Origin of the sequence: Thioalkalivibrio sp. ALE17 (assembly GCF_000425605.1) — a bacterium.
GTDB lineage: Bacteria > Pseudomonadota > Gammaproteobacteria > Ectothiorhodospirales > Ectothiorhodospiraceae > Thioalkalivibrio.
Genome location: NZ_KE384405.1, coordinates 72,231 through 94,912, shown reverse-complemented (window position 1 = coordinate 94,912; position 22,682 = coordinate 72,231). Strand labels below are relative to the sequence as shown.

Sequence of the window (22,682 nt, the reverse complement as noted above, 5' to 3'; positions counted from 1 at the left end):
CCGACAACTGCGGGCGGGCCGTGCGCGGAGGAGAGGGAAATCAGGCGGCCTGGACCGGGATGCCGTGACCGGTGCGAATGATCCGGTTGGCGGCGTCGAGATAGACCAGGTCGGGGGTGAATTCGCGGGCCTCGGCGGCCTCCATCTGAGCATAGGCGCAGATGATCACGCGATGGCCCACCGCCGCCTTGTGCGCGGCCGCGCCATTGACCGAGATGATGCCGGAACCGGCCTCGCCCTCGATCGCGTAGGTCGTGAAGCGCTCGCCATTGTCGATGTTGTAGATCTGGATCTGCTCGAACGGCAGGATGCCGGCCGCCTCCAGCAGGCGGGTATCGATCGCGCAGGAGCCTTCGTACTCCAGCTCGCAATGCGTGACCCGGCCCTGATGCAGCTTGCCTTTCAGCATAGTGACAACCATACGGCGAATTCCCGGCTTGTACCTCGGAAGGGCGGAAAATTATCCGCGATCCCGGCGACCACGGCAAACCCGCCCGTTCAGGTCAATGTTTTTCACCACGAAGCCCACGAAGGCACGAAGAAATTCAAGGGCCATTCACAGGAAGGCTGGAAGACAGGAAGGGATTCTTGATTGGCGGTGCGTAGACGATCAAGGGCCATCCAGCCCTCTTCAAATCTTCCCGTCTTCCTGTGAACGTTCTTTGCTTCGTGGTTGCCAAAAAGGATCAGGCCGGGCGGGTGCGGACGTTGTCGATCAGGCGCACGTCGTCCAGCCAGGCGGCGGACAGGACCACGAGGTCCTGCTCCGCCAGCGGTACGCCCGAGGCCGGTTCCAGCAGGTCCTCGGCGCGGCGGATGGAAAGGTACTCCGGATCGAAACCGGCCTCGCGCAGTCGTTCGCAGGCCCGTCCCTCGACCTCGGGGATGCGGTCGGCGTCGAACACAGTGGCGGTACGGCAGACCATCGCGACCTCGTCCAGCACCCGCTTGAGTTCGGGGGCTACCGCACGGGCGGCCTCCGACAGCTGATGGTTGCGCGAGCTGAAGGCCAGACCGTCCGCCTCGCGCACCGTGGGGATGGCCTCCACCCGGGTCGGGATGTCCAGCCCCTGCACCATGCGCTCGATCAGCTTGAACTGCTGGAAGTCCTTCTCGCCGAACAGGGCCAGGTCCGGGCGCACCAGGTTGAACAGCTTGGTCACCACGGTGGCCACCCCGTCGAAGTGCCCCGGTCGGTAGTCCCCCTCGAGGATCTCCGACAGCCCCGGCACGACCACGCGTACCGGGGGCATGCCGTCATCGGGATACATGTCCTCGTTGCTGGGGCAGAACAGCGCATCCACGCCGGCATCGGTCGCCAGACGGGCATCCTCCTCCAGGGTGCGCGGATAACGCTCCAGGTCCTCGGCGCGATCAAACTGCAACGGATTCACGAAGATCGAAACCACCACCCGCTGGGCGCGCGCCCGCGCATGCCGGATCAGGGTCAGGTGCCCCTCGTGCAGGTTGCCCATGGTGGGCACCAGCGCCACGGTGCCGCGCCCCTTGCGCGACCACTCTCGATGCATGGCCACCAGCTGTGGCCGATCACGCAGGATTCTCATGCTCGGGCTTCCGTGTCAGGTAAAGGTATGGACGCCGGATTGCGGGAACGCCCGGGTCCGCACGGCGTCGCAGTAGGCGCGTACCGCGCCTTCCAGGGAGCCCCCCTCGGCGAGGAAATCCCGCGCGAAGCGCGGCGGCTCGGGGGTCAGGCCAAGCACATCCGACAGCACCAGCACCTGGCCGTCACAGCGCGGACTGGCACCGATGCCGATCACCGGCACCCCGGCGCTGCGCACGATGGCATCGGCCAGGCTCTCCGGGATGCCCTCCAGCAGCAGGGCCTGCGCCCCCGCACTCTCCAGGCGCGCGGCCAGGGATTCCATCTCGGCCGCCGCCTTCGGATCGCGCCCCTGCACGCGGTGGCCACCAAAGCGGTGAACGGCCTGCGGCGTCAGCCCAAGGTGGGCGCAGACCGGAATGCCGGCGGACACCAGGCGTTCCACGATCGGCACCTCCACCGCCCCGCATTCGACCTTGACCATGTGCGCCCCGGCCCGCAGCAGTGCCCCGGACTGGGCCAGGGCGGTGGCGACATCGACATCGCCCAGAAACGGGATATCCGCCATGATCAGGGCGTTCTCGCTGCCGCGCGCCACGTTGGCGACGTGATAGACCATGTCGTCCAGCGTCACCGGCAGGGTGGTCGTGTGGCCCTGCACCACCATGCCGAGCGAATCGCCGACCAGGATCACGTCGACCCCGCAGCGGTCCAGCAGCCCGGCGAAGGCCGCGTCGTAGGCAGTGAGGCAGGCGATCGGCTCGCCGGCCTGCTTGCGCCGGGCCAGGGTGTTCACGGTAATCGGCCGCATGTTCATGCCTCCCGGGCAGTCCGGCTTGCCACCCTCTAGAGCGAGATGGGCAACGGGTTGAAGTAGTGCCGCCCGCCCTGGATCGGCTCCAGAAACTGCACCAGCTGGTCGAAATCGGCCGGGTTGTTCACCCAGTCAATCTCGGTGGCGTTCACAATCACGAGCGCCGGCCCTTCGAAATGATAGAAGAATTCCGCGTAGGCGGCGTTCAGCCGTTCCAGGTAACCGGCCTCGATGTGACGTTCGTACGGTCGTGCCCGGCGGCGGATGCGCTCCTGCAGCACGTCCACCGGCGCCTGCAGGTAGATCACCAGGTCCGGCCGCGGCAGGCCGCCGCGCAGGTGCCGGAACATCTCGCGATAGATCTCCAGCTCATCGGGGTGCAGGTTCAGCTCGGCGAACAGCGGGTCCTTGTCCATCAGATAGTCGGACACGTGCCGCTGCTCGAACAGCCCCTTCTGCGCCACTGGCGTCAGCTGGCGCACGCGCTGCACCAGGAAGTGCAGCTGGGTCGCCAGGGCATGCTTGTCCGGCTCCTGGTAGAAGCGGTCGAGGAACGGGTTCTCGTCCGGCGCCTCGAAGATGCCCTCGGCCTGAAGGTGCTCGGCCAGGCGTTTCGCCAGGCTGGACTTGCCAACCCCGATCGGCCCCTCGACCGCGATGAAATCGAAATCGCCCAGGCTCATCGGCGTCCCTCCGCCGCCGCGATGCTCACCTCCGGCTCCGCGATCGGAATCAGGCTCGCGCCGTCGAAGCGCCGCGCCAGCCCCTCCAGCGGGCCCGCACCCGGGATCTGCAGACCAGGCGCCAGCTCCAGCAACGGCAGGACCACGAAATCACGCTCGGCGATGCCGGCATGCGGCACCTGCAGGCCCGGCAGATCCAGCGACTGTTCACCGAACAGCAACAGGTCCAGATCCAGAAGCCGCGGCCCCCAGCGGCTGCCGTCGCGCTTGCGGCCGCAGGCGCACTCGATTGCCTGCAGACCCGCCAGCAGGTCCAGCGGCTCCAGACGGGTGTGCAGCCGGGCCACCGCGTTCACGTAGTCGGGCTGGTCCTGCGGACCCATCGGCGGGTTGCGGAACAGCCGGGAACGCCCGGTCAGGCGCGTCTGCGGCAGTTCCTGCGCCAGACGCTCAAACGCCTCGCGCACCTGTGCCTCGGGCTCGCCCAGGTTGGCCCCGATCCCGATGAAGGCCTGCACGCCGTGATCGGCCGTGCTCACTCGCCACCCCCCGCATCCGGCTTCGGGGCCGGTCCAGTGTTATCGCCACCCCCCTTGCGACCCCGGCGCCGACGGCGGCCACCGCGGCGCGACTTGCCCTTGGCACCCGACTTGCCGTCACCTTTGGGCCCCTTCGGGGCTCCGGCCATGGCCTTCTGGCCGGCCTCGTCCTGCTCCTGGATCTCGGTCCACCAGCGGCACAGCTCGGGGTCGGCATCGCCGGCACGGGCGCGCAGACAGAGGAAGTCGTAGCCGGCACGAAAACGCGGATGGGTCAGCAGGCGCAGCGCGCGGCCGCCCCGATGGCGCTCCAGGCGCGCCTGCAGTTCCCAGATCTCGCGCACAATCAGGCTGAAGCGCTTGGGGATAGAGACCGTCTTCACCTGCCGATCGAGCACCTCGGCCATCGCCTGTTGCCAGGCCGGGATCTCCTGCTCGCCGTCGTCGATCCGTTGCGCCGCGGCCACCTGCACCGGTGCCCACAGGATCGCGGCATAGAGGAAGGCCGGGTTCACGCCCAGCCCCTCGTTGATGCGCTTGTCGGTGTTCAGCAACGACTCGACCAGGAACTGGCGCCGCTCGGGACCGACATCCGGATCGGCAAAGCAGTCCGCCGCCTCGGGGAACATCGCCTCGAACAGGCCAAAGCGCTCGAGCTCGTCCAGGCAGGTCACCGCCGCGCCGCTGTGGAACAACTTGATCACCTCGTCGAACAGCCGCGCGGGCGCCACGGTCTGCATCAGCGAGGCCAGCTCATGGATGCCGGCCTCGACCTCCGGCGCGATGGTCAGCCCCAGTTTGGCGGAGAAGCGCACCGCCCGCAGCATGCGCACCGGGTCCTCGCGCAGCCGGGTCTCGACGTCGTCGCCGATCAGGCGCAGCACGCCCGCGCGCAGGTCCTCGACCCCGCCGGTGTAGTCCAGCACCGAGAAGTCTTCGATGTCGTAGTACAGGGCGTTGACGCTGAAGTCGCGGCGGATCGCGTCCTGCTCGATGGTGCCGTAGCGGTTGTCCCGCAGGATGCGGCCTTCCTCGCTCAGTGCCACCTGGCCCTCGTCCCCGGACTCGTCGTCATGCGGGGCGCGAAAGGTCGCCACCTCGATCATCTCGCGCCCGAACAGCACATGCGCCAGGCGGAAGCGGCGCCCGATCAGGCGACAGTTGCGGAACAGCCCGCGCACCTGCTCGGGCGTCGCGTCGGTGGCCACGTCGAAATCCTTCGGTTCGCGGCCCAGCAGCAGGTCACGCACACCGCCGCCCACCAGACAGGCACGGTAACCCGCGTCGCGCAGGCGATAGAGCACCTTCAGGGCGTTGTCGTCGATCGCCGCGCGCGAGATCCCGTGATCCGCGCGCTCGTAGACACGCGGTTCCGGCAGCTCGCTGTCGGGTCGAGTCGGGGTTGCGGGGTCAGCCTTTGTCACGCGATACCGTAGCGGTGGTCGAAAGCGCCGTATGGTAACAGCTTGGCCGGCTTCATCCCGCTTTTCGCACCGGGCGTGGCGCGGCGGTTTCACCGGTCAGACGCCAGCGGCGGTAGTCATCGAGGATGCGCCGGTGATCGAACACCAGGACCGGATCCGGATCCTCCGGGTCCAGCCAGGCGCAGTCGGTGGCATCGTCGGCGGCCTTCGCCTCGCCCCGGCCACGGGCGATATAGACCGCGCTGACGGTATGCCCGCGCGGATCGCGCTCCGGGTCGGAATAAACGCCCAGCAACACCTCAAGCTCGACCTCCAGCCCGGTCTCCTCGCGCGCCTCGCGCACCGCGGCATGCTCGGCGGACTCGCCAACGTCGACGAAGCCCCCGGGGAGCGCCCAGCCATGCGGGGGGTTGCGCCGCTCGATCACCAGCACCCGACCGGGCTGGGCCGGATGACGGATCACCAGATCCACCGCCACACGCGGGGTCACCGGAGGGCCACTGCCTTCGAGGGATGTCACTCGGATTCGCTCCTGTCGCTGTCATCCTGGCGAATAAAACGGCGAATCTTGCGCCGCTCGCGCTTGTCCGGCCGGCGGCTGGGCGCACTGTCCGCCACCGCGCGCTCGGCCCGGCGGCGCTCGCTTTCCGCCTCGCGCCGGGCCTGGCTCTCCGGGGTCTCCTCGTACAGAGCCTGTGCCTCGCGGGCCGGCCGGCGCTGCTCGTTCAGCCCCACCACGTCCAGCTCCCAGACCTGCGGGCCCCGATGGATCGTCAGGCGGTCACCGGGATGCACGCGCCGCGCCGGCTTGCAGCGCTCGCCGTTCACGTGGACCTTGCCGCCGCCAACCGCTTCGCTGGCCAGCCCGCGCGTCTTGTAGAAACGCGCGGCCCACAGCCACTTGTCGATCCGCAGCCCGGCGCTGGGCGCCTCGTGGTGGCCGCTACCCCTGGCCAAGGCTTCCCCGGGCCTGCGCGAGGGGGGACAATGCGCAACCTTTCCAGGCCAGGCACCGACGTTCCGCGGTCATCCGGACCGTGACCTGCCCCGACCCAGGACGCCGAGGACCCTCATGAATCTGCCGCATCTGCACCTGATCAGTTTCGCCATCTGTCCGTTTGTCCAGCGTAGCGTGATCACGCTGAAATACAAGCAGGCCCCGTTCGAACTGAGCCTGATCGATCTGGCCGACCCGCCGGAGTGGTTCCGCGCGCGCTCGCCGCTCGGGAAGGTGCCGGTGCTGATCGTCGACGACGACACCGTGCTGTTCGAGTCGGCGGTGATCAACGAGTATATCGATGCCATCACCCCGCGCGCCCTGATGCCGGCGGACCCGCTGGAACAGGCCCGCACCCGGGCGTGGATCGAGTACCTCTCGGAACAGACCTTTGCCCAGTATCACTGGATGACAGCCGCCACCGAGGACGCCTTCGAGCTCGCGCGGCATACGGCCGCGCGCGGGCTGGAGCGCCTGGAACAGCAGATGACGCGGGATGATCGCCTGGCCACCCCGGATTTCTCGCTGATCGACGCGACCCTGGCACCGATCCTGATGCGCTATGCGCTGCTTGCGGACCCGGACAGCCCCTGGGAGGCGGAGGCGTTTCCACGGCTGGCGCAGCGCTGGGAGCGGCTGCGCGAGATGCCGGCCGTGCGGGACTCGGTCCCGGCCGACTTTGCGGCCCAGCTGGCCGACTATCTGCGCAAGCAGGAAGGCTACGCGCCGGCGCATTTCGCGGCGCAGCTCGACGGGTCCGCCTGACCCGGGCTTTTCCCGACCACCCACCCCTGGGGTCGCGCCCGGTTCGGCATCGGACATGCTGGCTGCCTACGGTCTACCACCTGCCTCGTTGAGGCTGGTCCTGGTTCGTCCTCAGTGTTTACGGTGCCTCCGGTCCGCCGCCTGCCAGGCGCTGACTCGCCAGCGCGCCCCGAGGTACTTTCTTGCTTGCCCAAGAAAGTACCCAAAGAAGGGCACCCGGATTTCGCCCGGGAACCTCGCTCCGGACGTGCTGGGCCGGCGGCGCTGAACTCGCTGCGCCTTCGGCTCCGCTCAGACATCCAGCGCCTTCTCCCGGCCCATCACGCCCTCCACGAGGGGCTCCATACGGGAGAGGAAAGTCAAGACAGAAGGTATTCCAGCCCCACGACACAACAATAGGTATTGCCATCCGAAAGCCTCCGGCGCCCGCGCCGCGGGCGCGGCACGCAACGGCCGAAGGCCGAGCGTGCCCTAGATGTGCGAAGACCTAGCCTTTACCACTGGCTAGACCGTCGGGACCGCCGTTGTTTTGACCTGCCTCCCCGTTGTCGTCGCGCCGAGTGGAGAGGGTTTTCGCGGGGTCAGAGGCGCTGGATGTCTGAGCGGAGCCGCAGGCGCAGCGAGTTCAGCGCCGCCCGCGAAAACCCTCGGAGCGAGGGAAACCCCGGCCCGCGCAGCGGGCCGGGGTCGCGGCAGTCGGGCGTGTTTCTTGGGTACTTCTTTGCACGAGCAAAGAAGTACCTCGCGGCGCGCTGGCGAGTCAGCGCCGGGCAGTATGCGGACCGAAGGCACGTAAACACCGGATGCAGAACCAGGACCAGCCACCACAGGGCAGACGGCCGGACGAAGGCACCTTAAACTCCAGAGGCCGAACCAGGCCTAGCCACAGCAACGCACGCAGCCGAATCGGAAGCTACTGAATACCCGCGGCGGAACCGGTGCCAGCCGGTCCGCGGTGAGCAAAACCCCGATCGCGGTCAGGCCGGGCGGTGGGGACAGGCGTGGTCGTTACAGTCGCCGTACAGGACCAGGGCATGATCCTTGATGGAAAAACCGTGGTGCTGGGCCACCTCGCGCTGGCGCCGCTCGATCGTCTCGTCGAAAAACTCCTCGACCCGCCCGCACTGGTTGCACACGATATGGTCATGGTGGCCACCACGCTCCAGCTCGAACACCGCCTGATTGCCCTCCAGGTGCAGACGACAGACCAGCCCGGCCGCCTCGAACTGGGTCAGCACGCGATACACCGTGGCCAGGCCGATCTCCTCGCCGGATTCGAGCAGCTCGCGATAGATCGCCTCGGCCGTCAGATGCCGGGTCTCCGAAGTCTCGAGGATCTCGAGGATCTTCATCCGCGGCAGCGTGACCTTGAGTCCCGCCTTCTTGAGATTACTGGTTTCCATTGCCTGTTTTCCCGGTCCGATCCGCTTGAGAGCGGCGGGACGCTTTGGTGTACCATGCGCGTTCACGGCCCACCAGACGCCGAGGACCGCCCGCTCAGATGATCAAGATTCTCATTTCTATCGCCGTGGCCGCAAGCCTGCTGAGCGCCTGCGGCGGCCTCAACCAGTTCCGTCTGGATGTACAACAGGGCAACGTGATCGACCCCGTCCAGGTGGCGCAGATCCAGCCCGGCATGACGCCGCAGCAGGTCCGCTTCCTGATGGGGTCGCCCCAGCTGGAGCCCGCCTTCCGCGCCGACGAGCGCTGGGACTACGTCTACTACCGCCGCCCGGGCTTCGGGGCGACCGAGCGCCAGCGGGTCACAGTGCATTTTGCGAATGGCGTGGTCAGCCACGTGGATGCCGACATCCCGCAGCCGGTCGCGCTGGACGAGCACCCGGTGGACATGGACAACGACTGACGCTCGCCTGCATCCCCGAAGTGCCGCGGGCTCACAGGGCTCTCGCTATTCCTCCGCGTTCTCCGGCCCTGCGTCCTTCTTCGATTCGCCCCCGGCTTCCGCGTCTCCCTTGCCCGGCTTCTTCTTGCGCCCCTTCCCGGCGCGCTGGCGGCGCACCTCCTTCGGGTCCGCGATCAGCGGACGGTAGATCTCGATGCGGTCACGCGGCCGCAGCACGGTGTCGCGCCGGGTAATCTTGCCGAAGATCCCGACCTTCGCATTCTCCAGGTCGATCTCCGGAAACTGCAGCTCGATCTCGGACTGGCGCAGCGCGGTATCCACCGTGGTGCCCTCGGGCACCACCAGCGGCAGGATCACCTGGCGGTCGGGGCGCGCATAGGCCACCTCCACGCGGATCATGCCGTCCGCGGCGGCCGGGGCCACGGGACTATCCGGCACCGTGGACCTCGCGCGCGCGCTGGACAAAGGCATCGACCAGCGAATTGGCAATCTGGTTGAACACCGGCCCGATCGCGAAGGCCATGATGCGGTTGGCGAACTCGAATTCCAACTCCAGGGCGATACGGGTCTTGCCGCCCTCCACCTGGCTGAAGGTCCAGGTCCCGTGCAGTCGCCGGAACGGTCCGGAGACCAGGCGCATGTCGATGCTCTCCGGGCGTTTCAGGGTATTGCGGGTGGTAAACGACTTGTGCAACGCGCCCTTGGCCAGTTCGATCGTGCCTTCCACCTCGTGCTCGCCGCGCGGGTGCGCCGACGCACTGCGACAGCCCGGCAGGAATTCCGGATAGGCATCGACGTCGTTCACGAGATTGAACATCTGCTCCTGGGTGTAGGGCACATCCGCGTAGCGGCGAATCTTCGAGGCCATCAAATCAACTCCACCGCACGCAGGAAGACAAACAGGATCGCGACCGGAGCAACGAAGCGCACCAGGAAGTACCAGACCTGATACAGAGCCGGGTGCTTCATGCGCAGCTCGGACTGCACCGAGCGCTCGGTCATCCGCCAGCCCACGAAGATCGCGATCAGGAAGCCGCCCAGCGGCAGCAGGATGTTGGCCGTCACGTAGTCCAGCAGGTCCAGGATGCCCATGTCGAACAGGGTGTAGTCGGACCAGACGTTCAGCGACAGCAGCGCGCCAATCCCCAGGAACCAGGCCCCGATGGCGATCATCGCGGTCGCCATCACCCGGGTCAGACCCATGTTCTCGACCAGGAAGGCGACCGCCGGCTCGATGATGGAGATCGCCGAGGTCCAGGCCGCGAACACCAGCAGCACGAAGAACATGGTGCCGAAGTACAGTCCGCCCGGCATATCGGCGAACGCCAGCGGCAGGGTCACGAAGATCAGCCCCGGCCCCTGCTCGGCCGACAGCCCGGCCCCGAGCACGATGGGGAAGATCGCCAGCCCGGCCATGATCGCCACCAGGGTATCCGCCCCGACCACCGCCGCCGAGGTGCGCGCGATGGACGCCTCGCTCTGCAGGTAGCTGCCGTAGATCATGATCGCGCCCATCCCGAGACTGAGCGTGAAGAAGGCCTGGCCCATCGCCAGCAGCACCGCATTCGCCGACAGCGCGGAGAAATCGGGATACAGCAGGAACTGCAGGCCGGCGAAGAACTGACCCTCGACCATTGCATAGCCGACCATCACCACCAGCATCACGAACAGCAGTGGCATCAGGATCGTCACCGCCTTCTCCAGGCCCGACTGCACCCCGCGCGCGACCACCATCGCCGTCATCACCATGAAGATGGTGTGCCAGGCCAGCAGCGCCTCCGGGTCCGCCAGCATGTTGCCGAACATCGATTCGGAACCGTCCGCGTCCAGCCCGAGGAAGCCGCCCGTGCCCGATTTGAAGACGTACGACAGCGACCAGCCGGCCACCACGCTGTAGAAGGACAGGATCAGGAACCCGGCGAGGACCCCGATCCAGCCGATCATCCCCCAGGCGCGCGTGAGCCCCTCCTCGCGCGCCAGGGCGGACATCGTGTTGATCGGGCTCTGGCGCCCGCGCCGCCCCAGCAGGATCTCCGCCATCATCACCGGCAGGCCGATCAGCAGGATGCAGCCCAGATACACCAGCACGAAGGCCCCGCCGCCGTTCTCGCCGGCGATATAGGGGAAGCGCCAGATATTGCCGAGGCCGACGGCCGAACCGGTGGCCGCCAGGATGAAGGCCAGGCGGGTCGTCCATTGCCCGTGGATCGAGGTCGTGGCAGGCATCAGTGGCTCCTTTGTGAGCGGAGACGGAAGGCGTGTGCGCGGCCATCGCGCCCGGGCAGCGCCCGGGCCCGGGCGCACAGCGCGTCGCCGAGTCCGCCGGAATTGTGGGGCAGCGGGTCCTCAGGCTCAACTTTCACCACGGATGCAGGCCCATGCCGACTGCTTCGCCGCGCCGCCTGCAGTACACTGCGCGGGTTATGGGAAAGAAGAAGAAACAAGGCGGCGACAACTCCAGCACCATCGCGCTCAACCGCAAGGCGCGCCACGATTTCTTTATCGAGGACCGCCTGGAGGCGGGGCTGGAGCTGGAGGGCTGGGAGGTCAAGTCCATGCGCGCCGGGCGCGCGCAGCTCAGCGAGGCCTACGTGCTGCTGCGCAACGGCGAGGCCTTCCTGTTCGGGGCCCACGTCACCCCGCTGCCCACCGCCTCCACCCATATCAACCCCGACCCCAGCCGCACGCGCAAGCTGCTGCTCCACCGCTCCGAGATCAACCGCCTGGTCGGCGCGGTGGAACGCAAGGGCTACACCCTGGTACCGATGGCCCTGTACTGGAAGCGTGGCCGCGCCAAGCTCGAGATCGGGCTGGCCAAGGGCAAGAAGGAATTCGACAAGCGCGCCGCCAAGAAGGACAAGGACTGGGAGCGCGAGCGGGCGCGGATTTTGAAGCACAACTAACGCCGCTGCACCCCGCCCGCCGTCCCCGTTCCGGCTCGCGCCGGTCGCCCCGGCCCCATCCCTCGCCGTTTACGGTCCCTTCGTCCGGCCGCCTGCCTCGTGGTGGCTGGTCCTGGTTCGTCGTCTGGTGTTTACGGTGCCTCCGGTCCGGCCCCTGCCTTGTGGTGGCTGGTCCTGTTTCGACATCCGGTGTTTACGTGCCTTCGGTCCGCATACTGCCTGGCGCTGACTCGCCAGCGCGCCCCGAGGTCCTTTCTTGCTTGCCCAAGAAAGGACCCAAAGAAGGGCACCCGGATTCCGCCCGGGAACCTTGCTCCAGGGCTCTCGGGCCGGCGGCGCTGAACTCGCTACGCTGCGCTTCGCTCAGACATCCAGCGCCTTCTTCCGGCCCGAGAACCCTTCCGCAAGGGGCTCCATACGGGGAGCGAAGGTCAAAACAGCAGCTATTCAAACGCCACGACACCGCAATGGGCATTGCCGTCCGAAAGCCCCCGGCGCCCGCTAGCGGGCGCGGCACGCAACGGCCAAAGGCCGAGCGTGCCCAAGATGCCCGAAAGCCTAGCCATCATCCACTAGCTATATCGCTGGGATAGCCGTTGTTTGGACCTGCCTCCCCGTTGTCGTCGCGCCGAGTGGAGAGGGTTTTCGCGGGATGAGAGGCGCTGGATGTCTGAGCGGAGCCGCAGGCGCAGCGAGTTCAGCGCCGCCCGCGAAAACCCTCGGAGCGAGGGAAGCCCCGGCCCGCACAGCGGGCCGGGGTCGCGGCAGTCGGGCGTGTTTCTTGGTGACTTCTTTGCACGAGCAAAGAAGTCCCTCGGGGCGCGCTGGCGAGTCAGCGCACGGCAGTATGTGGACCGGAGCCACCGTAAACACCAGACGACGAACCAGGGCCAGCCACCACGAGGCAGGCGGCCGAGCGAAGGCACCAGAAGGCCGGAGCAGCTCCGCCGCCGGACGACGGAATCAGGCGTTGGCGCGCCAGCGGCAGGTGCCGCCGGCTGCCTCGTCGAGGGTCTGCAGGAGCGCCTCGTGCGCCGCCTGCTCCTCCGGCGTCGGCTCGATCACCGGAAGCGGCTTGCCCGAACGCCGCGCCTGGACGGGCCCGGCCGCGGCGTCGCCGTCACCCCCGGCATCCAGCGTCAGCGCCACCTGCCCCCCGGTCATCGCCAGATAGACATCCGCCAGCAGCTCGGCATCCAGCAGCGCCCCGTGCAGGGTACGCCCGGAACCGTCCACCTCGTAGCGCTTGCACAACGCATCCAGGGAGTTGCGCGCCCCGGGGTGCATGCGCCGCGCCATCACCAGCGAATCCAGCACGGTGCAGACCTCGGCCACCTCGGCCGCCGGCGCCGCATCACCCAGCAGACGCAGTTCATGGTTGATGAAGCCGACATCGAACGGCGCGTTGTGGATGATCAGCTCCGCACCACGGATGAAATCGACGAACTCACCGGCCACGTCAGCAAAGCGTGGCTTGTCGGCGAGGAATTCGTTGGTGATCCCGTGGACCTCGACAGCGCCGGCGTCGATCTCGCGGTCCGGCTGCAGGTACTCGTGGAGCTTGCGCCCGGTGGGCCGGCGGTTGTCCAGCTCCAGACAACCGATCTCGATGATGCGGTGGCCGTCGGCAGGCTCCAGGCCCGTGGTCTCGGTATCCAGCACGATCTGGCGCATCGCGTTACCCCTCAGTTCTCGATCGGTTCACCGGCCAGCAGGGCGTCGATGCCCGCATTGGCCAGTTCATCGGCACGTTCGTTCTCCGGATGGCCGCTGTGGCCGCGCACCCAGTACCACTCGATATCGTGACGCTGGGCCTGCGCGTCCAGCGCCTCCCACAGGTCGCGGTTCTTGACCGGGGATCCGCTGGCGGACTTCCAGTTGCGCCGTTTCCACCCGGGCAGCCACTCGGTCACGCCCTGCTTCACATACTTGGAATCCGTGACCAGTTCCACCTTGCAGGAGCGTTTCAGGGCCTCCAGCGCGCGGATGGCGGCGGTCAGTTCCATGCGGTTGTTGGTGGTCTCCGCCTCGGCGCCGTAGAGCTCGCGCTCGCGCCCGCCGAAGCGCAGGATCGCGCCCCAGCCGCCGGGACCGGGATTGCCGCGGCAGGCCCCGTCGGTATAGATGTACACACGTTCGTCAGCCATGCGTTCGGCGGGCTCCGGAATGATCGGTGCGCGAGGATACCAGCCCCGGCCGCATCGCGGGGTTGGGCATCGCGAAGCGGAACCGCTGTGCCGGGCGCAGGGGCATGTCCACACGTTTGTGGGCGACGGTCAGGATCATGCTGGCCAGCGGTGGCAGGCCGCGCAGGGTCCAGGCGTCCATGGTCGCCAGGCGCTTTTGCCAGGCGGCGGGCAGCCCCGGCGGGAGCAGGCTCAGGCTCCACTGATCGAGGACCTCCAGATCCGCCGCCTCCAGCAGCTCGCGATACTGGCGCCGGCGCAGTCCCTCGGGCACCGGTGAGGCGCGCACGCCGTTGCGCCCAACGTGCTGCAGGCGGTTGCCCTCCAGCAGAAACACGCGCCCCTCGGGTTCCAGCACGCGGGCCGCCTCGGCCACCACCGCCTCCGGATGGTCGCTCTGCGCGCAGGGATGGGCCAGCACGATGCGCCGGGCGCAGTCGGACTCCAGTGGCCAGGCCTCCGGGTCCATGCGCAACACCGGATGCGTCGAGGCAATGCGGACCAGCGGCGCCTGCAGGGCGTCGCTGTCCTCCAGGATCGGCACCGGGGCCAGCTCCACGGCCAGGTCGCCGGGGCCCGGGTCACCGTAGCGACGAATGCGTTCCAGAAAGCGCTCGCGGACCCTGCGCCCCTGGGGCTGGGCGTACCAGTGCGCCAACCAGTTCAGGAACGGGTCTTGGTGATCCCCCATCTCTGGTTTATCCTCCAGCGCCATGAAACTACGCCTCCACTCGCGGCTGACCACCGCCATGACCCTGGGCCTGACGGCACTCTTCGCCTCTGCCTGTAGCCTACACGACTCCGAGCGCACGCTGGATACCTCGGCGGCGGATCAGCCCATCGTGGAACCGCGCACCACCGAGGATGTGCAGGCCGCGATGGAACGCCAGAGCCGCGACGCCGCACAGCGCGCCGCCGAGACGGATGACCTGTGGGAGCGCGCGCGCCTAGGCTTCGGCTTCAACGATGCGCTGGACCACGAACGCGTGGAGCGCTACATCCAGCACTACCGCGACCACCCGCGGATCATCGAACACAGCACTCGGCGGGCGGAGCCCTTCGCCTACTTCATCCTGTCGGAGATCGAGGCGCGCGACATGCCTGCCGAGCTCCTGCTGTTACCGATCGTCGAGAGCGGCTTCGTCGCCCAGGCGACCTCGCGCAGCCGCGCGGCCGGGATCTGGCAGTTCATGCCGGCCACCGGCGACTACTTCGACCTCGCGCGCGACCACTGGTACGACGGGCGCCGCGATGTCTACAAGTCCACGCTGGCCGCGCTGGACTACCTCCAGGCCCTGCACCGCCGGTTCGACGACTGGTACCTGGCGCTGGCCGCCTACAACTACGGCCAGGGCAACATCCAGCGCGCGATCGACCGCAACGCCGCACGCGGCGAGCCCACCGACTACTGGAGCCTGGACCTGCCCGCCGAGCCCACCGCCTACATCCCGCGGCTGCTGGCCCTGCGCCACCTGTTCCTGGACCCGGACAGCCACGACATCGCCATCACGCCCATTGCCAACGAGCCGGCCCTGGAGATGATCGAACCCGGTCGCCAGGCGGACTTCTCGCTGATCGCGGAACTCGCCGACCTGGACACCGAGACCCTGAAGCAGCTCAACCCGGGCTATCACCGGCACGCCACCCATCCCGGCGGCGCGCAGCACCTGTTCGTCCCGCGCGAGGCCCTTCCGGTCCTCGAGACCGCGCTGGAGACACGCGATGACGAACCTCTGATCCGGTTCCGGGAGTACACCGTGCGCATGGGCGACAACCTGGGCCGGATTGCCGAACGCACCGGCACCCGGGTGGCGGTGCTGCGCGACATGAACAACCTGAACGGCGACCTGATCCGCGCCGGGCAGACGCTGCGCCTGCCAGCCAGCGCCTCCGGCGAGGACACCCCGGTACAAGTCGCCGGCGACAACGGCCAGCCCGCCGAGGATTACGAGGTCCAGCCGGGTGACAGCCTGTGGCATATCAGCCAGCGCACCGGCATGTCCATCGGGGCGCTGCGCGCCGCCAACGGTCTGGAGCCAGACGCGATCCTGCGCCCGGGCGACACCCTGAAGGTCGTGCGCGCCGATCCCGAGCGTGGCCCCGATGGCCGGCGCGTCGAATACGAGGTCCGCCCCGGCGATTCCCTGTCGACCATCGCCCGTCGCCACCAGGTCAGCATCGGGGACCTGCGCCGCTGGAACGGGCTGAACGGCGACGGCATCCGCGCCGGCGAGACCCTGACCCTGTACCTGGCCAGCGCCGACCGGGAGACCCTGGCCCAGGGCGACGCCTGAAACAAGGCGCCCCACGTAAAAGCCCCGGGCAGGACCCGGGGCTTTTACGTGAGAAAGCGGGCGGCGCCTGCCGCCCGCGCGACACCGGAGATCAGGCGGCCCGGCGATCGCCCTCGCCGCTGGCATCCACTCGGTTCCAGGCCTGCATACCGCCCACCACGTTGTACACCTGGTGGTAACCCAGGCGCTGGAGGATGGATCCCGCCACGGTGGACCGGTAGCCACTGCCGCAGACCACCGCCACCGGCTCGGCCTTGTCGATCCCGGGGATGCCGGTGCGGGTATCGGCCACCGGCTGATTGACCGCGGCCTCCGCATGGCCGGCCTCGAACTCGGAGACGGCCCGAACATCGACCAGGCGCAGGCGCCCGTCGGCGATCGCGGTCTGCGCCGCCGGGGCATCCAGCTGGGCAAGCGTGGCCAGGGGCAGCCCGGCACTGGCGTATGCCGCCATGCCGCCGCGGACAAAGCCCTCGATATAGTCACGGCCGGTGCGTACCAGCTGGCGCACGGCCTGCTCGATCACCGCGGGATCCCCGTTCCGGTCCACCAGCACGATCGGGGTATCGTCCGGCGTGACCCAGCCGGCCCAGTTGGCGAAACCGCCGTCGATGCCGATGCCCAGGGCCCCGGGGATATGGCCGCCCCCAAAGGCCAGCGGATCGCGCAGGTCGATCACTGTCACCTCCCCGGCCGCGGCACGACGCGAAACCGCGTCCGGGTCCAGGGCCGTCATGCCAGGCAGCGGGATCACCGCCTTCGGCCCCTCGGAGTTGATCCGCTTGTTGCGCGGATAGAAATCGGGGATCGGCGGCAGCCCGTTCAACAGCTGGTGCACAAAGGCGTCCTCGTCCAGCGACGGGTCCAGGTACGGGTTGGTCCGACGCTCGTAGCCGAGCGTGGAGACCGGCCGACCGGCCATCCCGGCGCCACAGGCCGAGCCCGCACCGTGGCCCGGATGCACCTCGACCCCGTCAGGCAGATCCGCCAGCTTCTCGCGCACGCTGTGGAACATCTGCCGCGCCAGCGCCTGCTTGGCCTCCTCGCCGAGCAGGTCCGGCCGACCCAGGGAGCCTACGAACAGGAAGTCGCCGGTGATGATGGCGATCGGATCCTTACTGGAGCGGGCCCCGTCATAGACCACGAACATCAGGTGTTCCGGGGTGTGCCCCGGTACATGGCGGGTCTCGATGCGCACATTGCCGAGCTGGATCGCATCCCCCTCGACCAGGTCCTCGTGCGGGAACTGCACCTGGAAATACTCACCCGCATCGTGCCCGGACAGCAGCAGACGGGCGCCGGTCTTGTCCGCGAGTTCGCGGGCGCCGGAGGCGAAATCGGCGTGGATGTGGGTATCCATCACGCGGGTGATGCGATAGCCGTTGCGTTCGGCATAATCCAGGTACACGTCGACGTCGCGCTGCGGATCGATCACGGCGATCTCGCCGCTGCCCTGGCAGCCGACCACGAAGGAATGCTGGGACAGACCGGGATCGACAAAGCGTTCAAATATCATGCGGAACTCCTCGCGTTGGCTTTTGCATGAATGTCCGACTATTTTGGTCAGGTATTAGCGCAAAAGTTCCTGGCCACGCGACCCCGCACACCGGGAGCGCCCTCGATCCGCCGGCTGTATCCACCACGAAGCTCACGAAGGCACGAAGGAGGTCAAGGTCAAAAGCGTATTAACCACAGAGGACACGGAGTTCACGGAGAAAATCGAAAGATCTTCAGCCGATTAGATGGGAGCCGGTGTGTTCAACCCCGCTCGGGTGAGCGGCGAAGCCCCTGAGTCAGGCTTGACCAGAATGGCCCCTTCTCTGTGTCCTCCGTGCCCTCCGTGGTGCAATCGCCCTTGACCTTCTTCGTGCCTTCGTGAGCTTCGTGGTGACTCTTGCTGATCGACAGAAGAGGAAGCGCTTGGCGATGGCGATCGGTGCCGAGGGCCGCGACTGGGTTACGCGGGGGTATCGGATTCCCGAGGTTCCAGGCGGGTCGCCTCCGGGTCCAGGCCCGCGGCGCGGAAGAGCTGTTCGAAGCGGCGTTGCGGCAGGTGCAGGCGGAGCTGGATCGATCCGTCCGGCGTGGTCTGTTCGGCCTCCACGGCCTTTTCCTCGTAGAGCTGGGCACGCAGCCGACCGGCCGCGGCCGGCAACTCGAACCAGCCCTGGGTCATGGACTCGGTAAAGGTCTCGGCCAGGCGCTGTTCCAGGCGCGCCACGCCCTCGCCGGTACGGGCCGACAGCCAGAAGGCGTCATCCGCCAGGCCGAAGCGCTCGTCCGGATCCTCGGCCGGGTTCTCCAGCTGGTCGATCTTGTTGTAGACCCGCCAGCAGGGCACATCCTCGGCACCGATCTCCGCGAGGACCTCCTCGACCTGGCGGATGCGCGCATCGCGCTCCGGGTCGGCGGCGTCGATCACGTGCAGCAGCAGGGCCGCCTCGCGGGTCTCGGTCAGGGTCGCCTTGAAGGCAGCGACCAGCTCGTGCGGCAGGTCGCGCACGAAGCCCACGGTGTCGGCCAGGATCAGTGACTGGTGCGGCGCCAGGTCCAGGCGCCGCAGGGTCGGGTCCAGGGTCGCGAACAGCTGGTCCGCCTGATAGACGTCGGAATGCGTCAGGCGATTGAACAGGGTGGACTTGCCGGCGTTGGTGTAGCCCACCAGCGAGACCGTGGGGATCTCGTTGCGCAGGCGCGCCTGACGGCCCTGTTCACGGGTGCGCTCCACTTTCTCCAGGCGCCGCTCGATATGCTTGATGCGCCCGGCCAGCAGACGCCGGTCAGTCTCCAGCTGGGTCTCCCCCGGGCCACGCAGGCCGATCCCGCCCTTTTGCCGCTCCAGGTGGGTCCAGCCGCGCACCAGGCGCGTGGACATGTGGCGCAGCTGCGCCAGCTCCACCTGGAGCTTGCCCTCGTGGGAACGGGCGCGCTGGGCGAAGATGTCGAGGATCAGCCCCGAGCGGTCCAGCACCCGGCACTTCAGGTGGGCCTCGAGGTTGCGTTCCTGGCTGGGCGACAGGGCGTGGTTGAAGATCACCACGTCGGCGCCGGTGGCCTCCACCGCCTCGCGGATCTCGTCGGCCTTGCCGGCCCCGACAAACAGTTTCGGGTGCGGCCGGTCGCGGGAACCCCGCACCACCGCCTGGATCTCGGCCCCGGCGGAACGCACGAGCTCGTCGAACTCCTGGACCTGGGCCTCGATATCGGGGTTGTCCCCGATGTTCAGCGCGACCAGGACGGCCGCGTTGCCAACGGCGGCCTCGCCGCCGCTCTCCGGACGCTCAAACAAGCCGGGGACCCGTCGTCATCAGGACTCGGCCTCCGCGGAGGCGGCCGCCTCGCCCTCGAGATTCATGTTCACCTGCCGGGCCGGGACGATCGTGGAGATGGCGTGCTTGTACACCATCTGCGAGACCGTACTGCGCAGCAACACCACGAACTGGTCGAAGGATTCGATCTGCCCCTGCAGCTTGATCCCGTTCACCAGGTAGATGGAGACCGGGATGCGGTCCCGGCGCAGCGCATTCAGGAAGGGTTCCTGCAACATTTGCCCTTTGGCCATCGGTGCGTTCCTTGATCGTTATTATTGGTTCGCGAGCCGTGCGAACGACTCTTTGCCGGCCCGCCGGTCGGCTTACCTGAAGCGTAGCATACCGGCTGCGGGTCGCCGTTCAACGCCCGGTCCGGCGTTATCCGGACGTCACCGCCGTCGCCGGCGCAGTACGAGCCGCGTCGATCGCCTCCAGAGCCTGCGACAGATCCGCGTGCTCCGCGTTCAGCCGCGCATGCAGCGGAAAGCGCCGCAAGCCGGTGAGCTGGCGCTTGGCCAGTTGCCGGGTCGCGGCGACGGCGCGTTCGCGAAAGGTCGCAAAGTCGTACTCCCCCGCCAGCCACTGCCAGCCCTGGCGATAGCCCACGGCCCGCTGCGACGGGTGCTCTGCGGTCAGTCCGGGCCGCCGGGTCAGGGCCATCAGCTCGTCGACGAATCCCGCCTCCAGCATCGCGTCGAAGCGCTGGGCGATCCGCGCCCGCAGGCGCTCCCGGTCCTCCGGCCACAGCGCCAGCGAAACCCAGCCGGACGGGACCTGCGCCGCCGCCCCCTGCTGGAAGCTCGACAGCGCACACCCGGTCGCCGCGTAGACCTCCAGCGCGCGCAGGATGCGTTGCGGATCGTTCGGGTGGATGCGCGCGGCGGCGGCCGGGTCCACGACCTTCAGCTCGGCGTGCAGGGCCGCGGCACCCTCGTGTTCCAGACGCGCTCGCACCGAGGTGCGCACCATCTCCGGCACCGGCGGGATCGCATCGAAGCCGTCCAGCAACGCGCGCAGGTAGAGCAGCGTCCCGCCCGCCAGCAGGGCGATCCGGCCGCGCGCATGGATCGCATCGATCGCGGCGCGGGCATCGCGGGCGAAATCGGAGGCGTTGTAGGTGTCCTCCGGGTCGCGGATATCCAGCAAGTGGTGCGGAGCCCGGGTCCGCTCGGCCGCATCGGGCTTCGCCGTGCCGATATCCATGCCGCGGTAGACCAGCGCGGAATCCACGCTGACGATCTCCGCGTCCAGGGCCTCGGCCAGCGCCAGCGACAGCGCGGTCTTGCCGCTCGCGGTGGGGCCGGCCAGCAGCACGACTGGCGGCCGCCCCCCCTCCAGTCCGGCCATCAGCGCCCTCTCAGGAACAGCCGGTCCAGTGCCGGATGATCCAGTTCCACCCAGGTCGGGCGACCGTGATTGCACTGGCCGGAGCGCTCGGTGGCCTCCATGTCGCGCAGCAGCTGGTTCATCTCGGGCAGGGTCAGGCGCCGCCCCGAGCGCACGGAACCGTGGCAGGCGATGGTACCCAGCACCGCGTTCATCGCGCCCTCGGCCCGATGGCTGTAGCCCACCGCGGCCAGGTCGGCCAGCACGTCGCGCACCAGCTGGGCGGTGTCCTGTCCGCGCAGCAGGGCCGGCGCCGCGCGCAGGGTCAGGGCCTCCGGGCCGGCCCGGTCCAGCTCGAAGCCAAGCCCGGCCAGGAGGTCGGCGCGTTCCTCCGCCAGCTCCGCCTCGGCCGGGGTGACCTCCAGGGTCTCCGGTACCAGCAGCGGTTGCGAGGTGACCCGCGCCCCCTCCCACTCGCGCTTGAGGCGCTCGTAGGTGATGCGCTCGTGGGCCGCGTGCATGTCCACCACGATCAGGCCACGGGCGTTCTCGGCCAGGATGAAGGTCTCGGCCACCTGGCCCAGCGCGAACCCGAGCGGCGGCATGGAGTCGGCATCCGGGTCCGTCGCGGATGCCGACGGCGCGGCGGCCGACGGCTGTTCGTAGGCGGCTGGCCGGGCCTCGGCCACCGCCGACGCCCCGCGGAACTCGGCCCAGGCCGCGCCGAAGCCCGGGTCGCGCCCGGACGGCTCCGGTCGCGCTTCGCGGGGCGGCGCGTACCCGCCATACCCGCCACCGGTGCCCGGCACGCCGAGCCCGGACAACGGGCGGTCCGTCGGTACCGGGCGGGACGCCTCCTGGCCTGCGAAGGCCGGCGCTCCCCGCGACTCTGGCACCGCGGCGGCATGCCCGGCGTCCCCCGGGCGCAGGCCCGCCAGCGCCTTGTGCAGGCTGTGGAAGATGAAGTCGTGGACCATGCGCGATTCGCGAAAGCGCACCTCCTGCTTGGTCGGGTGCGCGTTCACGTCCACCTGGGTCGGATCCAGCTCCAGGTCCAGTACGAACATCGGATGGCGCCCATGGTAGAGCACGTCCTGATAGGCCTTGCGCACGGCCGCGGCCAGCACGCGATCGCGGATCGCACGGCCGTTGACGAAGAAGAACTGCTGGTCGGGCTGGGCCCGCGACTGGGTCGGCGAGCCGAGCCAGCCGGACAGCGCCAGCCCGGCGCGCTGCTCGTCCACCGGCGTCGCGTGCTCCAGGAAGGCATCGCCCAGCAGGGCGCGTACTCGTTCGGCCGGGTCTTCGGTGGCCGGCAGGTCCAGGGTCACGCGATCATTGTGACGCAGGGTGAAGGCCACCTCGGGGCAGGCGACGGCCTGGGTGCGGATCACGTTCTCGCAGTGGTTGTATTCGGTGCGTTCGGTGCGCACGAATTTGCGCCGCGCCGGGACGTTGAAGAACAGGTCGCGGACCTCCACCGTCGTGCCCACTGGGTGCGCCGCCGGTGCGGCCTCGCGAAAGACGTCGGAGCCGTCCCCGGTCAGGCGCCAGCCATTGCGCTCGCCGTCGACCATGGAGGTCAGCGAGAGCCTGGATACGGAGGCAATGGACGGCAGGGCCTCGCCGCGGAACCCCAGGGTGTGCAGGGCCTCGAGGTCGTCCATGCAGGCGATCTTGCTGGTGGCGTGGCGCGACAGGGCCAGCGGCATCTCGTCGCGATAGACCCCGCTGCCGTTGTCGCTGATCTGGATCAGCCGGACACCACCCTGCTCCAGGCGCACGTCCACTCGCGTCGCGCCGGCGTCCAGGGCGTTCTCGAGCAGTTCCTTGACCACCGAGGCCGGGCGCTCGATCACCTCGCCGGCCGCGATCTGGTTGATCAGTTGTTCGGAGAGCTTTGCGATCGCCACGGGCGACACCTGGGGACAGAAAACCGGGTGCCTAGCCTAACCGGGGCGGCGCCGGAGTGCCTAGCCGGCGACTGGCCGATACCCGCAAGACGTGACAGG

24 protein-coding genes and 1 pseudogene are annotated in these 22,682 nt (G+C 68.4%); 4 read left to right on the top strand and 21 right to left on the bottom strand.

Annotation, left to right across the window (positions count from 1 at the left end; all coding sequences use genetic code 11):
* Window positions 1-40 precede the first annotated feature (40 nt).
* The 8 genes from panD to H609_RS0112715 form a co-directional block, all read right to left on the bottom strand.
* The gene (gene panD, locus H609_RS0112750) at window positions 41-421 is read right to left on the bottom strand and encodes an aspartate 1-decarboxylase (protein ID WP_026280257.1); all 381 of its coding nucleotides are present in this window, start codon (window positions 419-421) and stop codon (window positions 41-43) included.
* Between the two features lie 265 nt (window positions 422-686).
* Window positions 687-1,565: a pantoate--beta-alanine ligase gene (gene panC / locus H609_RS0112745; protein WP_018867138.1), complete on the bottom strand. Its 879-nt coding sequence runs from the start codon at window positions 1,563-1,565 to the stop codon at window positions 687-689.
* Between the two features lie 15 nt (window positions 1,566-1,580).
* The gene (panB, locus tag H609_RS0112740; RefSeq protein WP_018881638.1) at window positions 1,581-2,375 is read right to left on the bottom strand and encodes a 3-methyl-2-oxobutanoate hydroxymethyltransferase; all 795 of its coding nucleotides are present in this window, start codon (window positions 2,373-2,375) and stop codon (window positions 1,581-1,583) included.
* Window positions 2,376-2,410: 35 nt separating this feature from the next.
* Window positions 2,411-3,061, bottom strand: coding sequence for a deoxynucleoside kinase (locus tag H609_RS0112735; protein WP_018867136.1), 651 nt, complete (start codon window positions 3,059-3,061; stop codon window positions 2,411-2,413).
* Window positions 3,058-3,600 (bottom strand): 2-amino-4-hydroxy-6-hydroxymethyldihydropteridine diphosphokinase, encoded by a 543-nt coding sequence (gene folK / locus H609_RS0112730; RefSeq protein ID WP_018875868.1) that lies wholly within the window; start codon window positions 3,598-3,600, stop codon window positions 3,058-3,060. The genes H609_RS0112735 and folK overlap by 4 nt, the downstream gene beginning before the upstream one ends.
* Window positions 3,597-5,024, bottom strand: a complete 1,428-nt coding sequence (gene pcnB / locus H609_RS0112725) for a polynucleotide adenylyltransferase PcnB (protein WP_028485094.1) — start codon at window positions 5,022-5,024, stop codon at window positions 3,597-3,599. Before pcnB ends, folK begins: the two co-directional genes overlap by 4 nt.
* A 52-nt stretch (window positions 5,025-5,076) precedes the next feature.
* Complete coding sequence (locus H609_RS0112720) at window positions 5,077-5,544, bottom strand: NUDIX hydrolase (protein ID WP_017940404.1); 468 nt, start codon at window positions 5,542-5,544, stop codon at window positions 5,077-5,079.
* Window positions 5,541-5,981 carry an RNA-binding S4 domain-containing protein gene (locus H609_RS0112715; RefSeq protein WP_017940403.1) on the bottom strand — a complete coding sequence of 147 codons (441 nt, stop codon included), beginning with the start codon at window positions 5,979-5,981 and terminating at the stop codon, window positions 5,541-5,543. The genes H609_RS0112720 and H609_RS0112715 overlap by 4 nt, the downstream gene beginning before the upstream one ends.
* Before the next feature lie 115 nt (window positions 5,982-6,096).
* On the opposite strand from H609_RS0112715, the gene H609_RS0112710 reads away from it, so the two are divergent.
* Window positions 6,097-6,786, top strand: coding sequence for a glutathione S-transferase family protein (locus H609_RS0112710; RefSeq protein ID WP_028485093.1), 690 nt, complete (start codon window positions 6,097-6,099; stop codon window positions 6,784-6,786).
* A 977-nt stretch (window positions 6,787-7,763) separates the two neighbouring features.
* On the opposite strand, the gene fur is transcribed toward H609_RS0112710, so the two are convergent.
* On the bottom strand, window positions 7,764-8,189 hold the full coding sequence (gene fur / locus H609_RS0112705; RefSeq protein ID WP_017940353.1) for a ferric iron uptake transcriptional regulator: 426 nt from the start codon (window positions 8,187-8,189) through the stop codon (window positions 7,764-7,766).
* A gap of 98 nt (window positions 8,190-8,287) precedes the next feature.
* On the opposite strand from fur, the gene H609_RS0112700 reads away from it, so the two are divergent.
* On the top strand, window positions 8,288-8,650 hold the full coding sequence (locus H609_RS0112700) for an outer membrane protein assembly factor BamE (protein WP_017940352.1): 363 nt from the start codon (window positions 8,288-8,290) through the stop codon (window positions 8,648-8,650).
* Between the two features lie 45 nt (window positions 8,651-8,695).
* Here H609_RS0112700 and H609_RS0112695 read toward each other — a convergent pair whose 3' ends face one another.
* Genes H609_RS0112695 through H609_RS0112685 form a run of 3 tightly spaced genes read right to left on the bottom strand, consistent with a single transcriptional unit; the run spans window position 8,696 to window position 10,876 of the window.
* On the bottom strand, window positions 8,696-9,049 hold the full coding sequence (locus H609_RS0112695; RefSeq protein WP_051074742.1) for an RnfH family protein: 354 nt from the start codon (window positions 9,047-9,049) through the stop codon (window positions 8,696-8,698).
* A 28-nt stretch (window positions 9,050-9,077) separates the two neighbouring features.
* The gene (locus H609_RS0112690; protein ID WP_018878811.1) at window positions 9,078-9,518 is read right to left on the bottom strand and encodes a type II toxin-antitoxin system RatA family toxin; all 441 of its coding nucleotides are present in this window, start codon (window positions 9,516-9,518) and stop codon (window positions 9,078-9,080) included.
* Entirely contained in the window at window positions 9,518-10,876 is a 1,359-nt protein-coding gene (locus H609_RS0112685; protein WP_017940349.1) for a sodium-dependent transporter, read from the bottom strand. Before H609_RS0112685 ends, H609_RS0112690 begins: the two co-directional genes overlap by 1 nt.
* 197 nt (window positions 10,877-11,073) lie before the next feature.
* Between H609_RS0112685 and smpB the strand changes: the two genes are divergently transcribed.
* Window positions 11,074-11,553: an SsrA-binding protein SmpB gene (gene smpB, locus H609_RS0112680; protein WP_018879902.1), complete on the top strand. Its 480-nt coding sequence runs from the start codon at window positions 11,074-11,076 to the stop codon at window positions 11,551-11,553.
* 363 nt (window positions 11,554-11,916) lie between these two features.
* Here smpB and H609_RS14315 read toward each other — a convergent pair.
* From H609_RS14315 to H609_RS0112665, 4 genes and pseudogenes are all read right to left on the bottom strand, one after another.
* Window positions 11,917-12,122, bottom strand: a pseudogene (locus H609_RS14315) (hypothetical protein).
* A 394-nt stretch (window positions 12,123-12,516) separates the two neighbouring features.
* Window positions 12,517-13,227, bottom strand: coding sequence for a DNA polymerase III subunit epsilon (gene dnaQ / locus H609_RS0112675; RefSeq protein WP_028485092.1), 711 nt, complete (start codon window positions 13,225-13,227; stop codon window positions 12,517-12,519).
* 11 nt (window positions 13,228-13,238) lie between these two features.
* Entirely contained in the window at window positions 13,239-13,700 is a 462-nt protein-coding gene (rnhA, locus tag H609_RS0112670) for a ribonuclease HI (RefSeq protein ID WP_018867128.1), read from the bottom strand.
* Window positions 13,693-14,454 carry a hypothetical protein gene (locus H609_RS0112665; RefSeq protein WP_028485091.1) on the bottom strand — a complete coding sequence of 254 codons (762 nt, stop codon included), beginning with the start codon at window positions 14,452-14,454 and terminating at the stop codon, window positions 13,693-13,695. The genes rnhA and H609_RS0112665 overlap by 8 nt, the downstream gene beginning before the upstream one ends.
* On the opposite strand from H609_RS0112665, the gene H609_RS0112660 reads away from it, so the two are divergent.
* Window positions 14,453-16,033, top strand: coding sequence for a LysM peptidoglycan-binding domain-containing protein (locus H609_RS0112660; RefSeq protein WP_026280509.1), 1,581 nt, complete (start codon window positions 14,453-14,455; stop codon window positions 16,031-16,033). The two genes, H609_RS0112665 and H609_RS0112660, sit on opposite strands and share 2 nt — an antisense overlap.
* Before the next feature lie 91 nt (window positions 16,034-16,124).
* On the opposite strand, the gene H609_RS0112655 is transcribed toward H609_RS0112660, so the two are convergent.
* From H609_RS0112655 to mutL, 5 genes are all read right to left on the bottom strand, one after another.
* A complete protein-coding gene (locus H609_RS0112655) occupies window positions 16,125-17,549 on the bottom strand; it encodes an MBL fold hydrolase (RefSeq protein WP_028485090.1) in 1,425 nt (474 codons plus the stop codon).
* A 441-nt stretch (window positions 17,550-17,990) separates the two neighbouring features.
* Window positions 17,991-19,322 carry a ribosome rescue GTPase HflX gene (gene hflX, locus H609_RS0112650; RefSeq protein WP_018878744.1) on the bottom strand — a complete coding sequence of 444 codons (1,332 nt, stop codon included), beginning with the start codon at window positions 19,320-19,322 and terminating at the stop codon, window positions 17,991-17,993.
* A gap of 18 nt (window positions 19,323-19,340) precedes the next feature.
* Window positions 19,341-19,595: an RNA chaperone Hfq gene (gene hfq, locus H609_RS0112645; protein WP_018141991.1), complete on the bottom strand. Its 255-nt coding sequence runs from the start codon at window positions 19,593-19,595 to the stop codon at window positions 19,341-19,343.
* Window positions 19,596-19,722: 127 nt separating this feature from the next.
* Window positions 19,723-20,691 carry a tRNA (adenosine(37)-N6)-dimethylallyltransferase MiaA gene (miaA, locus tag H609_RS0112640; RefSeq protein ID WP_028485089.1) on the bottom strand — a complete coding sequence of 323 codons (969 nt, stop codon included), beginning with the start codon at window positions 20,689-20,691 and terminating at the stop codon, window positions 19,723-19,725.
* Window positions 20,691-22,583 (bottom strand): DNA mismatch repair endonuclease MutL, encoded by a 1,893-nt coding sequence (gene mutL, locus H609_RS0112635; protein ID WP_028485088.1) that lies wholly within the window; start codon window positions 22,581-22,583, stop codon window positions 20,691-20,693. The genes miaA and mutL overlap by 1 nt, the downstream gene beginning before the upstream one ends.
* Between the last annotated feature and the right edge of the window lie 99 nt (window positions 22,584-22,682).